A 14641-nucleotide genomic window follows, 5' to 3' on the forward strand; every position below is an offset into this window, starting at 1 on the left:
CGCCGCGGCCCCGTGACCCGCCCGTTCCCCCCCCGTCCGCACCGTGTCGCGGCCTGCGCTATCGGGCCGCTATGCGACTTGGGCAAGATCGACGTCGCACGTCCGGTGGCGGCACCCGCCGGGCATGACGCAAGCGTTCCGATCGGCGCGCGACCCGCGGAAGCGGGCGCCCCGCCACGGTCCGGCGACTGATGGTCCTGCTCGCCGTGAAGGAGCCCGAACAGACGATGGCGCACCCCGACGGTACGGAAGCACCGCTGCTGTGGACACTGGCCGGCAGCGGCAAGGAGTCGCTGGCGGCCGGCGCGCGAGGCCTGCACGGGTACCTGGCCGGCCGTGACGACTGGAGCCCCCAGGACATCGCGTCAACCCTCGCGCGCACCGCTGCCGGGGGGAACCGGCGGGCGGCGCTGGTGGCGGAGGGCCGCGAAGGACTCCTGCAGCGGCTGGACGCGCTCGCCGACGGCAGGAGCATGCCCGGCCTGGTGGAGGGCACCGCGGGAGCGGACCGCCGGGTCGCCTTCGTGTTCCCCGGCCAGGGCGCGCAGTGGCCCCGGATGGCGGTCGACCTGCTGGACACCTCCGCGGTGTTCCGCGACCGGATGGACGCCTGTGCGCAGGCCCTCGAACCGTTCGTCGACTGGTCGCCGATCGACGTGCTCCGCGACCCGGACGCCCCGGGCGCCCCCGCCGCGGACCGGGCGGACGTGGTGCAGCCCCTGCTGTTCGCCGTGACGGTGTCCCTCGCCGGACTGTGGCGGTCCCACGGGGTGGAACCGGCCGCCGTGCTCGGGCACAGCGTCGGCGAGGTCACCGCCGCCGCGGTGTCCGGCGCGCTGTCCCTGGACGACTCCGCGCGGGTGGTGGCCCTGTGGAGCCAGGCCCAGGCGACCCTGGCCGGGCAGGGCGACATGGTCTCCGTCATGGCCTCGGCCGGAGAGGTCGAGCCGAGGCTGCGCCGTTGGGAGGGCCGGCTCGTCGTCGCCGCGCACAACGGCCCGCGGTCGGTGATCGTCTCCGGCGACCGCGACGCCGCGGCCGAACTCCTCGCCGACCTGGCCTCGGACGGGGTCCACGCCCGGCGGATCGCGGTGGGCCTGGCCGCCCACTCCCCGCACATCGACGCGATCGTCCCCCGCATGCGTGCCGACCTCGCACCGATCCGGCCCCGAACGCCGAATCTGCCCTACTACTCCGGACTGACGGGGGGGCGGCTGGACGCCCCGGTGCTGGACGCCGACTACTGGTGCCGCAACCTCCGCACCACGGTGAGGTTCCACCAGGCGGCCGGGGCCCTGCTGCGGGACGGCCACGGCGTCCTGCTGGAGGTCAGCCCGCACACCGTGCTGACCTCCGCCCTCACGGACTGCGCGGAGGAACACGGTGCGCGGGCCGCCGTCCTCGGGACGCTGCGCCGGGACCAGGGCGGTCGGGCCCGGTTCCTGACCTCGCTCGGCGACCTGTACGTGCGCGGTGCCACCCCGGCACGGGACGTGCTGTTCGCCGGGCACGACGGCGCGGTGCGGGACCTTCCGGCGGCCGTCCTGGCGGCGTTCGCGGAGACCGGCCGGGAGGGCCCGAGCGGGCCGGGCGGCGAGGGCGGCGCGGACGGTGACCGGGACGGCGGCGCGTTCCGCGGCCTGGACGCACCGGAGCGGCGTGCCGCGCTGGCACGGCTGGTGGGCGAGGAGATCGCCGCGCTGACCGGGCGGTCCGATCCGGTCCCCGCCGACCTGGCCTTCCTCGACCTGGGATTCGACTCCGTCACCGCGGTGGAACTGCGCAACCGGCTGAGCGCGGCGACGGGGCTGCGCATCCCGGCGACGGTCGTCTTCGACTGCCCGACACCGGCGGCCCTGACCGCGTACCTCGACGCCGCGATCGGCGGCGACCGGCCCGACGGTGACACCGGCGCGGACGAGCCGGTGCGGCGGGCCGCGGACGACGACCCCGTGGTGATCGTCGGCATGGGCTGCCGCTACCCCGGTGGCGTCGGCAGCCCCGAGGAACTCTGGGAGCTGGTGGCGGCGGGTGCCGACGCCGTCTCCGCGCTGCCCGACGACCGCGGCTGGGACACCGCAGGACGGTACGACCCCGCACCGGGGACGCCGGGCCACTACTACCAGCGCGAGGCGGGTTCGCTCGCCGGTGCGGCCGAGTTCGACGCGGAGTTCTTCGGCATCTCGCCGCGCGAGGCCCTGGCGATGGACCCGCAGCAGCGGCTGCTGCTGGAGACCACCTGGGAGGTGCTGGAGCGGGCCGGGATCGACCCGGCCACCCTGCGGCGGACCCCGACGGGCGTCTACGTCGGGGCGATGACGATGGACTACGGGCCCCCGCTCGAACAGGGCGCCGACGAGGGCGGCCACCTGCTGACGGGCAGCACCGGGAGCGTCGCGTCGGGCCGCCTCGCCTACACCCTCGGTCTGGAGGGGGCGGCGGTCACCGTGGACACGGCGTGCTCGTCCTCGCTGGTGGCCCTGCACCTGGCGGTGCGGGCGCTGCGGTCGGGCGAGTGCTCGCTGGCGCTGGCCGGCGGCGTGACCGTGATGTCCACGGTCGGCATGCTCGTGGAGTTCAGCCGGCAGGGCGGTCTGGCCCCGGACGGCCGCTGCAAGGCCTTCGCGGCGGCGGCCGACGGCTTCGGCCTGGCCGAGGGTGCGGGCATGGTGCTGCTGGAGCGGTTGTCGGACGCGCGGCGCAACGGGCATCCGGTGCTGGCGGTGGTGCGTGGTTCGGCGGTGAACCAGGACGGTGCGAGCAACGGCCTGACGGCGCCGAACGGTCCGTCGCAGCAGCGGGTGATCCGGGCGGCGCTGGCGGACGCGGGGCTGTCGGCGTCCGAGGTGGACGTGGTGGAGGCGCACGGTACGGGGACGCGGCTGGGTGATCCGATCGAGGCGCAGGCGCTGCTGGCGACGTACGGGCAGGACCGGCCGGCGGACCGTCCGGTGTGGATCGGCTCGCTGAAGTCCAACATCGGGCACAGCCAGGCCGCGGCGGGTGTGGGCGGGGTCATCAAGGCGGTGCTGGCGATGCGGCACGGGGTGATGCCCAGGACGCTGCACGTGGACGGCCCGACGCCCGAGGTGGACTGGTCGGCGGGGGCCGGGCGGCTGCTGACGGAGGCGCGCGCCTGGGACGACACGGGACGCCCGCGCCGGGCCGGGGTGTCCTCGTTCGGAATCAGCGGGACCAATGCGCACGTGATCCTGGAGTCCGCCCCGGCCGGGGCGGCGGAGGGCGCCCGGCATCCCGGGCCGGTGATGTGGCCGGTGTCGGCGCGCAGCGCGGAGGCGCTGCGGGCGCAGGCGGGGGCGCTGTACGAGCGGGTGGCGGCGGATCCCGGGCTCGATGCGGTGGACGTGGGCCATTCGCTGGCGGTGGGGCGCGCGTCCTTCGAGCACCGCGCGGCGGTGGTGGGCGGGGACCGGGACGAGCTGCTCGCCGGTGTGAAGGCGCTGGCGGAGGGACGCCTGGTACCGGGGGCGGCGGTCGGCGGAGCCGGCGTGTCGTCGGGTCGTGTGGTGTTGGTGTTCCCGGGTCAGGGTTCGCAGTGGGTGGGTATGGCTGCGGGCCTGTTGGCCGGGTCGGGGGTGTTCGCGGGGCGGATGGCGGAGTGCGGGCGGGCTCTGGCGCCCTTCACCGATTGGTCGTTGACGGAGGCGCTGGGTTCGGAGGCGCTGTTGGCGCGGGTGGATGTGGTGCAGCCGGTGCTGTGGGCGGTGATGGTGTCGCTGGCGGAGGTGTGGCGTTCGTTCGGTGTGGTGCCGGACGCGGTGGTGGGTCACTCCCAGGGTGAGATCGCGGCGGCGTGTGTGGCGGGTGGTCTGAGTCTGGAGGACGGGGCGCGGGTGGTGGCGCTGCGTTCGCGGGCGATCAGGGTGCTGGCGGGTCGTGGCGGGATGGCGTCGCTGCCGTTGCCGGTGGGGGTGGCCCGGGAGCGGATCGCCCCGTGGTCCGGCCGGCTGTCGGTGGCGGCGGTGAACGGTCCGTCGTCGACGGTGGTGTCGGGTGATGCGGACGCGGTGGCGGAGCTGGTCGGTGTCCTGGTCGCGGAGGGGGTGCGGGCGCGGGTGATCGATGTGGACTACGCGTCGCACTCCGCGCACGTGGAGGAGATCCGCGAGCAGCTGGTCTCCGACCTGGGAGGCATCGCACCGCTCGCCGGTTCCGTGCCGTTCTATTCGAGCGTGACCGGCGGCCTGCTGGACACCGAGGCCCTGGACGCGGAGTACTGGTTCCGCAACCTGCGGGAGACCGTGGAGTTCGAGCGGGCGACCCGCGCGCTCCTCGCGGCCGGGCACCGCGTCCTCGTCGAGTCCAGCCCGCACCCGGTGCTGGCGGTGGCGGTGGGGGAGTCGGTGGAGGCCGCGGGTGCGGATGCCGCGGTGCTGGGGACGTTGCGCCGGGGTGAGGGCGGCCCGGAGCAGGTGCTGCGCGCGGTGGGCCGTGCGTGGGAGTGCGGACTGGGGGTCGACTGGTCGGGGGCGTTCCCGGGGGCGCGTCGCGTCGAGCTGCCGACGTACGCCTTCCAGCGCAGCCGCTACTGGCTGACGGCCCCCGCAGCCGTCCCGGCCGCCCCCGCCGAGGACCGCTGGGAGGATCTGGAACGCGAGGATCCCGCCGAGCTCGCCGAAGCCCTCGGGGTCGGCCGTGCAGCCCTGGACGAGGTCCTGCCCGCCCTGGCGACCTGGCGCTCCGCCAGGAAGCGTGAACGGAGGGCGGAATCCTGGCGCTACCGCGTCGCCTGGGCACCCCTGTCGGTCCCGCCGGCGGACGGCCTCCCCGGTCGCTGGCTCGCACTGCGTCCCGAGGGCGAGGACGCGGCGGCCGTCCTGGACACCCTCGGCGCGGCCGGAGCCGACCTCCTTCCGTGCGTCGTCGCCGATCCGGGCGCGACCCGCGATGACCTGGCCCGGCTGCTCACGGGCGCCGCGGGGGAGCAGCCGATCGCCGGTGTGCTGTCCCTGCTGTCCTGGGAGGAGCGCCACCACCCCGAACACCTCGATCTGCCCGGTGGTCCTGCACTGACCCTCGCCCTGGCCCAGGCACTGGAGGACACGGGCATCCGGGCCCGGCTCTGGATCCTGACGAAGGGCACGGCGGTCCTGGGAGGTGCGGAGCGGCCCGGGGACGTCGGTCAGGCCGCGTCCGCAGCCCTGGGCCGGACGCTGGCACTGGAGCACCCGCACCGCCGCGGCGGTCTGATCGACCTGCCCCAGGTGCTGGACCTGCGGGCCGCCCGCCGCCTGTGCGCGGTGCTCGCCGGAGCCGCGGCCGACGAGGAACAGGTGGCGGTGCGCTCCACCGGGGTCCACGGACGCCGCCTCCGGCCCGCGCCGTCCGTACCGGCGAAGGCGCGCGAGGGCGGCGCGGCCGTCCGGGGGCGGAGGCGACCGCGATGGCAGGGCACGGTCCTCGTCACCGGCGGCACCGGTGGCGTCGGCTCGCACACCGCGCGCTGGCTCGCGGGCCAGGGCGCGGAGCGGCTGCTGCTGGTCAGCCGTCGCGGTGCCGACGCACCCGGTACGGACGCGTTGCGGGCGGAACTGACGGCGCTGGGCGCCGACGTGACCTTCGCGGCCTGCGACGTCGCCGACCCGGCCGCACTGGCGGCGCTGGTAGCCGGCATCCCGGAGCGGTACCCGCTCTCCGCCGTCGTCCATGCGGCCGGAGTCCTCGACGACGGTGTGCTCGACGCGCTGGACCCGGCGCGGCTCGCGGTGGTGCTGCGCGCCAAGCTGACCGCCGCACGGAACCTGCACGAGGTCACCGCGGGCCTCGACCTGTCCGCCTTCGTGGTGTTCTCGTCGGTGATGGGGGTCGTGGGCAACGCCGGGCAGGGCAACTACGCGGCCGCCAACGCGGCCGTCGACGCACTCGTCGCCGCCCGCCGGGCCGCCGGGCTGCCCGGGACGTCCGTGGCCTGGGGTGCCTGGGACGGGCCGGGCATGCTGGCGGACGGCGTCGCCGCGCGGCTCCGGGACTTCGGCATGCCGGTGATGGAGCCCGGAACGGCCGTCACCGCGATCGGCCGTGCACTCGCGGAGGACGACGCGCTGGTCGTGGTCGCCGATGTCGACTGGAGGCGCTTCACCACGGCCACGGGCCTGCGCACCGCCGCTCTGCTCGACGGGATGCCGGACCCGGCCGCCGCGAGGCCCGCCCCGGAGACCACCGCACCGGCGGCGGCCCGGGAGGGCGGCGCGGCCGGCGACCTGCGGCAGCGGATCGCCGTACTGCCGCGCCACGAGGACCGGGTCGGCACCCTCACCGAACTGGTCCGCACCCACGCGGCGACCGTCCTGCGCCACCCCGGCGTCGACACCGTCCAGCCCGGAAAGGCCTTCTCCGCGCTGGGCTTCGACTCGCTGACGGCCGTGGAGATGCGCAACCGGCTCGCCGCCGACACCGGGCTGGCCCTGCCCGCCACCGTCCTGTTCGACCATCCCACACCGTCGGCACTGGCCGGCCGGCTGCTCGCGGACCTGGACCTGGACCTGCCGGACGCGCAGAGCGGCGCCGAGGACTCCGCCGCTCCCCTCAGTCCCGGGGCGAGCCGGGTGGCGGAACCCGGTGGCGACGAGCCGATCGCGATCGTCGGCATGGGCTGCCGCTTCCCCGGCGGGGTCACCCGGCCCGAGGAGTTCTGGCACCTGATCTCGAAGGGCACCGACGCCGTCGGCGACTGGCCGTCCGACCGGGGCTGGGACACCGAGGGGCTGTACGACCCGGACCCCGACCGGGCCGGCACCACGTACTGCAGGCAGGGCGGCTTCCTGCACGAAGCGGCCGAGTTCGACGCGGAGTTCTTCGGGATCTCGCCGCGCGAGGCCCTGGCCATGGACCCCCAGCAGCGGCTGCTCCTGGAGACCGCCTGGGAGGCGGTCGAGAGCGCCGGGCAGGATCCGACCGTGCTGAAGGGCCGGCAGGTCGGTGTCTACATCGGTACCAACGGCCAGGACTACTCCGCGCTGCTGGAGGGCGCGGAGGGCGTGTCCGAGGGCCATCTGCTGACCGGGAACACGGCCAGCGTGCTCTCGGGGCGGCTGTCCTACGTGCTCGGCCTCCAAGGACCCTCGCTCACCGTCGACACCGCGTGCTCCTCGTCGCTGGTGGCGCTGCACCTGGCCGTGCAGGCACTGCGGCGCGGCGACTGCGAGCAGGCCCTCGCGGGCGGGGTGACGGTGATGAGCACTCCGCGGCTGTTCGTGGAGTTCAGCCGTCAGCGGGGGCTCGCCGCCGACGGACGGTGCAAGGCGTTCTCGGCGGAGGCGGACGGCACGGGCTGGGGCGAGGGCGCCGGAGTGCTCCTGCTGGAGCGCCACAGCGACGCCCTGCGTCACGGGCACCCCGTCCTCGCGGTGGTCAGCGGCACCGCCGTGAACCAGGACGGTGCCAGCAACGGGCTCACCGCCCCCAACGGCCCGTCCCAGCAGCAGGTCATCCGCGCCGCCCTCGCCGACGCCGCGCTGCGTGCCGACCAGATCGACGCGATCGAGGCCCACGGCACCGGCACGAGGCTCGGCGACCCGATCGAAGCGCAGGCGCTCCAGGCCGTCCACGGACCTGAGCGCCCGGCGGACCGTCCGCTGTGGCTCGGCTCGGTGAAGTCCAACATCGGGCACACCCAGGCGGCGGCCGGGGTGGCCGGGGTGATGAAGATGGTGCTGGCCATCCGCCACGGCGAACTGCCCGGCACCCTGCACGCCGGGACGCCGAACCCGCACGTCGACTGGTCCGGCGGTGGCGTCCGCCTGCTCACCGCGCGCACCCCGTGGCCGGAGACCGGGGGCCCGCGACGGGCGGGTGTGTCGTCGTTCGGCATCAGCGGCACCAACGCGCACGCGATCATCGAGCAGGCACCCGCCGCCGCGGCCGTGCCCGCGCCGGGCGGCACCGGCGCCCCGGCCGTGCCGGCCGCGGACACCGCCGCCGCGCCGGCCGGTACGGCGGCCGTCCCCCGCCGTACCGGCCCGCCCGTGCCGCTGCTGCTCTCGGCCAGGACGCCGGAGGCCCTGCGGGCGCAGGCCGGCCGGCTGGTGAGCCGGCTCGACGCCGACCCGGACGCCGAACTGGCGGACATCGCCTACTCGCTGGCCACGGGACGGGCCCGGCTCGAACACCGGGCCGCCGTCCTGGGGCGGGACCGGGCGTCCGTCCGGCGCTCGCTCGCCGCACTCGCGCGCGGCACGGCGACGGGCCGGCTGCTCACGGGCGGTGCCGTACGCACCGGCCGGACCGCCTTCCTCTTCCCGGGACAGGGCAGCCAGCGGCCCGGCGCCGGCGCGGAGCTCTACCGCGACGACCCGGTGTTCGCCGACGCCCTCGACGAGGTGCTGACCTGCCTGGACCCGCACCTCGACCTGGACCTGCGCGACGTCCTGTTCGCCGCGCCCGGAACCCCGGGGGCGGATCTGCTCGACCGGACCCGGTACACCCAGCCCGCGCTGTTCGCCCTGGAGACCGCGCTGTTCCGGCTCGTACGGCACTGGGGCGTGCGGCCCGACCTGCTGATGGGGCACTCCGTCGGCGAACTCGCCGCCGCCCACGCGGCGGGCGTGCTGGACCTGCCCGACGCCTGCGCGCTCGTCGCGGCCCGGGGCCGGCTGATGGACGAACTGCCCGGGGGCGGGGCGATGGTGGCGGTGGAGGCCGGTGAGGAGGAGGTGCGCCGGGCCCTCCTGGACGACCTCTCCGGGCACCCCGTCCCGGAGAGGGGGACGGACCGGGCCGCGGTGGACATCGCCGCCGTCAACGGGCCCGCCTCCGTGGTCCTGTCCGGTGACGCGGACGCGGTGCTCCGTCTGGCCGGGGCGTTCCGCTCCCAGGGGCGGCGCACCCGGCGCCTGAGGGTGAGCCACGCGTTCCATTCGGCCCGAATGGACGGGATGCTCGACGCGTTCCGCGAGGTGGCCGAGTCGCTGACCTACCACGCGCCCGGCACCGAGATCGTCTCCAACCTGACCGGGCGTACGGCCACGGCCGAGGAACTCCGCTCCCCCGAGCACTGGGTACGCCACGTCCGGGGCACCGTGCGCTTCCTGGACGGGGCGCGTCGGCTGCGGGCCGGGGGTGCGGCGACCTACCTGGAACTCGGACCCGGCGGCGTGCTGTCCGGCATGCTCCACGCGTGCCTCCCCGACTCCGCCGCCGACGACCCGACCGCCGACGCCGACCCGACCGCCGACGCCGACCCGACCGCCGCCGCCGACCCGGCCGCTCCCGCCGACCCCGGCGCTCCGGCCGGCCCCGGGACGGTGCCGCTGCTGCGCGACGGCCGCGGCGAGGCGGACGCCGTCCGCACCGCGCTCGCCTCGCTCCACCTGCGCGGTGTGGCGGTGGACTGGTCGGCGGGCTGGACCGGCACCGACGTGCGGCGGGTCGACCTGCCCACCTACGCGTTCCGGCGCAGGCGCTTCTGGCCGGAGGCCGCGCCGGACCGGGCCCCCGCCACCCGGCGCTCCCGCCCGGGGACCGCGGCCCCCGGCGGCCCCCGGCACTACCGCATCGCGTGGGAGCCGCTCACCGTACCGGCGGAGCCCCGCCTCTCCGGTCGCTGGCTGCTCGTCACCCCGGACGGACCGGGTACCGCGGACACCGCACTGGCCTGCGAGCAGGCCCTCGCCGACCACGGGGCCGACGTGGTCGTGATCCGGGTCGGGGCCGCGGAGCCGGCCCCGTGGATCCCGGAGTCCGGCGCACTGGAGGGCGTCCTGTCCCTGCTGGCCCTGGCCGAGGGACCCCACGCCGGCCTGCCGACGCTCGACGCCTGCCTGAGCGGCACCCTGCTGCTGCTCCAGGCACTGGGCGAAGGCGGCATCGACGCACCCCTGTGGTGCGCCACCCGTGGCGCGGTGGCGGCGCACGGCACCGAGGAGGTCCGCCCCGAACAGGCCCAGGTGTGGGGCCTGGGCCGGGTGGCGGCACTGGAGCACCCGCTGCGCTGGGGCGGCCTGGTCGACCTGCCGGAGCAGCTGGACGGGCCGGCGCTGGACGGGCTGTGCGCGGTGCTGGCCGGACTGGACGGCGAGGACCAGGTCGCCGTCCGCACACCGGCTCCGCTGGGGCGCCGGCTCGTCCCCGCACCGGAGCCCACGACACCCGCGCCCGCGCCGTGGACGGTGCGCGGCACGGTCCTCGTCACCGGCGGGACCGGAGGCCTCGGCGCCCAGGTGGCGCGCTGGCTCGCGGAGCGCGGCGCAGAACACCTCGTCCTCCTCGGCCGGCGCGGCCCCGAGGCCCCCGGAGCCGGGGCGCTGGTCGACGACCTGGCGGCGCTCGGCGCCCGGAGCACCCTGCTGGCCTGCGACGTCACCGACCGCACCGCGCTGGAACGGGTCCTGGAGCGGCTGAGCGACGAGGGCGACACCGTCCGCGCCGTGGTGCACGCCGCGGGACTCACCTCGGACACCGCGCTGACGGACTGCACGCCGGAGGAACTGGCCCGGCGGACGGCGGCCAAGACGCGTGGCGCGGCCCATCTCGACACCCTGTTCGAGGGCCGTCCGCTGGACGCCTTCGTGCTGTTCTCCTCGATCTCGGGCACCTGGGGCAGCGGTGGCCAGGGCGCGTACGCGGCAGCCAACGCCTACCTGGACGGCCTCGCCGCGGCGAGGCGCGGCCGGGGTCTGGCGGCGACCTCGGTGGCCTGGGGCCCCTGGGCCGGCGCGGGCATGGCCGACGGCGGGGTCGGCGACGGCCTGCGCCGCCACGGGCTGGTGCCGATGGCCCCCGCGGAGGCGCTCTCCGCGCTCGGCCGGGTGCTGGCCCTGGACGAGGGCGAACCGGTCGTCGCCGAGCTGGACTGGAGCCGTTTCGCGCCCACGTTCGGTTCGGTGCGGGAGAGCGCGCTGCTGCGCGGCCTGCCGGCCGCCGCGGAGTACCGGGCGGTGGACGGCGGGCCGACGGACGCGGACGCCTCCGCCGGATCCGGGCCGGGTACCGGCGGCGGCCCGTCGTGGCTGCACCGGCTGCGTCTGCTGCCCGAGCAGGAGGGCCGCAAGCTGCTGACGGAGCTGGTCCGCGGCGAGGCCGCCGCCGTGCTGGGCCACGACTCGGCCGCAGGGTTCGCGGCCGACCGCCCGTTCCGCGAGGTGGGCTTCGACTCGCTCACCGCCGTGGAACTCCGCAACCGGCTGGTCGGGGCCACCGCGCTGCCGCTCGCGCTCACCTCCGTCTTCGACCACCCGACGGCCACCGCCCTCGCCGCACACCTCTTCGCCGGGCTGAACGGCACGGAACCGGACGCCGGCGGTACGACCGGCACGGCCGTGCCGGACCCCGCACGCGCGGTGGGCGGCGCGGCCGGGCCCGCGGCGGCCGACGAACCCCTGGCGATCGTCTCGATGGCCTGCCGGTTCCCAGGTGGCGTCCGCTCGCCCGAGGACCTGTGGCAACTGGTGGCCGACGGGGTCGACGCGGTCGCGGCGCTGCCGACCGACCGCGGCTGGCCGCTGGACACCCTCTACGACCCGGATCCCCTGCACCCGGGCACCTTCTACACCACCGGCGGCGGATTCCTGGACGGTGCGGCCGAGTTCGACGCGGAGTTCTTCGGGATCTCGCCGCGCGAGGCCCTGGCCATGGACCCGCAGCAGCGACTGCTGCTCGAAACCAGCTGGGAGGCACTGGAGCGGGCCGGACTCGATCCCGCGTCGGTGCGCGGCAGCGAGGGCGGTGTCTACGTCGGCGTCGCCGCCCAGGGCTACGGCACCGGCCCGCAGGACCCGGCCGACGAGGTCGAGGGGCACCTCCTCAGCGGCACGGTCACCAGCGTCGCCTCCGGCCGCGTCGCCTACACCCTCGGCCTCGGCGGCCCCGCCGTGACCGTGGAGACGGCGTGCTCCTCCTCGCTGGTGGCACTGCACCTGGCGGGCCAGGCGCTGCGTGCCGGCGACTGCTCGTTCGCCCTGGTCGGCGGCGCCGCCGTGATGGCGAGCCCGGACGTCTTCGTCGAGTTCAGCCGTCAGCAGGGCCTGTCACCCGACGGCCGCTGCCGCTCCTTCGCCGAAGGGGCGAACGGTACGGGCTGGGGCGAAGGGGTGGGCGTCCTGCTCGTGGAACGCCTCTCCGACGCGCGCCGCCTCGGGCATCCGGTGCTCGCCCTCGTACGGGGCACCGCGGTGAACCAGGACGGTGCCAGCAACGGCCTCACCGCCCCGAGCGGCCCGGCGCAGCAGCGGGTGATCAGGAGCGCGCTGGCCACGGCGGGACTGTCCGGCGCCGAGGTCGACCTGGTCGAGGCGCACGGCACCGGCACCGTGCTCGGCGACCCCATCGAGGCGCAGGCCCTCCTGGCCACCTACGGTCAGGACCGGCCCGCCGACCGCCCGCTGTGGCTGGGCTCGCTGAAGTCGAACATCGGCCACACCCAGGCCGCCGCCGGGGTCGCCGGGGTCATCAAGACGGTCCTCGCACTGCGGCACGGCGTGCTCCCCGGCACTCTGCACGCCCAGGAGGCGTCCAGCCGGGTGGACTGGTTGGCCGGCGCGGTCCGGCTGCTCACGACCGCGCGCCCCTGGGACGCCCCGGACGGGGACCGGCCGCGCCGGGCCGGCGTCTCCGCGTTCGGCATGAGCGGCACCAACGCCCACGCCGTCCTGGAGGAGGCACCCGCCGCCGACGCCCCGCCGCCCGGGGACGGCGAAGGCGAACCGGCCGGGGACAGCGGGACCGCGGTGCCGTGGCTGCTCTCCGCCATGACCCCCGCGGCCCTGCGCCGGCAGGCGCGCCGACTGGGCGAGCACCTGCGGGCCGACCCCGACGGGGACGCCGCCGGAGCGGCCCGCGCGCTCGCCACCACCCGCCCCGCCCTGCCCTTCAGGGCGGCCGCCACCGGCCGCGACCGCGCCGCGCTCCTCGGCTGGCTGGATGCCCTCGCGGCGGGAGAACCCGCGCCCGGCGCGGTGCAGGACCGGGCGCGCGGCGGCCGTACGGCCTTCGTCTTCCCCGGCCAGGGCTCGCAGTGGAGCGGCATGGCCGTGGCGGCGCTCGACACCTCCGGGGCCTTCGCCGACGCCGTCGCCGCCTGCGAACGGGCGCTCGCCCCGCACACCGACTGGTCCCTGACCGAGGTGCTGCGCGGTGCGCCCGGCGCACCGTCGCTCGACCGCGTCGACGTCGTCCAGCCGGTGCTCTTCGCCGTCATGGTCGCGCTGGCCGCGCACTGGCGCAGCACCGGGGTCACCCCGGACGCCGTCGTCGGGCACAGCCAGGGCGAGATCGCCGCGGCCTGCGTCGCCGGAGCGCTGTCGCTCGACGACGCGGCCCTCGTGGTGGCGCTGCGCAGCCGGGCGCTGCTGAGGCTGGCGGGACGCGGCGGCATGGTGTCGGTCGCCGCCTCCGCCGAGCGGACCGCGGGCCTGCTGCCCGTCGGCGGACACGCGTGTGTGGCCGCGGTGAACGGCCCCGAGGCCGTGGTCGTCGCCGGGGAGCCCCAGGAGCTGACCGCCCTGCTCGCGGCCTGCGAGCGGGAAGGCGTGCGGGCCAGGACGATCCCGGTGGACTACGCGGCCCACTCCGCCCAGGTCGCCGAGGTCGAGGACGAACTGCGCGAAGCCCTCGGCGGGATACGCCCCCGCGCCTCGGCCGTCCCGCTCTACTCGACGGTCACCGGCGGGCCCGTCGCCGGTGAGTCGCTCGACGCCGACTACTGGTACCGCAACCTGCGCGAGCCGGTCGACTTCGTCGGAGCGGTCCACGCCCTGCTGGAGGCGGGGCACACCCTGGTCGTCGAGGTCGGCCCGCATCCGGTGCTGCTCGCCGGGATCGAGGCGGTGGCCGCGGAGGCCGGGCGGGAGGTGTCGGCGGTCGGCACGCTGCGGCGCGGCGACGGCGGCCGGGACCGGCTGCTGGCCTCGCTGACCGAGGCGTGGGCGGCCGGCGGCGGTCCGGTGGACTGGTCGCCCTGGACCGGCGCCCCCGGGCCGGGCGGCCCGGCACCCGTCGCGCTGCCGACGTACCCCTTCCAGCGCGACCGGTACTGGCTGCCCGCACCGGGCCGGACGGCCACCGCGGCGGTGGCCGCGGTGCCGGCCGGGGACCCTGTGGAGGCCGCGGGAGACGACGACGGCACGCCCGCCGTACGACTGGCCGCCCGGCTGGCCCCGCTGGACCGGAAGGCACGGCGTCAAGCGGTGCTCGACCTGGTCGTCCGGCACGCGGCCGCGGTCCTCGGTCATCCCGGCGCCGGTCCGGTGCGCCCGGAGCGCTCCTTCTCCGAGGTCGGCTTCGACTCGTTGCTCGCGGTGCGGTTCAGGAACGCGCTGTGCGAGGCCACCGGGCTGACCGTCCCGCCGACGCTGGTCTTCGACCACCCGACGCCCGAGGCCCTCGCCGCCCATCTGGACGCGGAACTGTCCGCCGCGCCCGAACCCCCCTCGCCGCTGCTGGCCGAGCTGGACCGGCTGGCCGTGCTCCTCGCGGCCGTCCCGCCCGGCACGGCCGGCACCGACGGGGTCGGCGAACGACTGGACGAACTGCTGCGCGGCTGGGGCCGGGGCGGCGGGGCCCCGGGGGGCGGGGCGGCACCGCCCGGACCGGTGGGCGACACCGCGACGGTCACGGAAACGGCGACGGCGGACGAGCTGTTCGCCCTGCTCGACAACGACTTCGGCAACGCCTGAGAGAGAGCTGG

At 76.7% G+C, this 14641-nt stretch carries 1 protein-coding gene; it reads left to right on the top strand.

Going from position 1 to position 14641, the window contains the following annotated elements; all coding sequences use genetic code 11:
* Positions 1-191: 191 nt before the first annotated feature.
* Positions 192-14630, top strand: a complete 14439-nt coding sequence (locus ACFCX4_RS00580) for a type I polyketide synthase (protein WP_376137654.1) — start codon at positions 192-194, stop codon at positions 14628-14630.
* Positions 14631-14641: the final 11 nt, after the last annotated feature.

Source organism: Kitasatospora sp. NPDC056327, from assembly GCF_042261735.1.
Lineage (GTDB): Bacteria > Actinomycetota > Actinomycetes > Streptomycetales > Streptomycetaceae > Kitasatospora.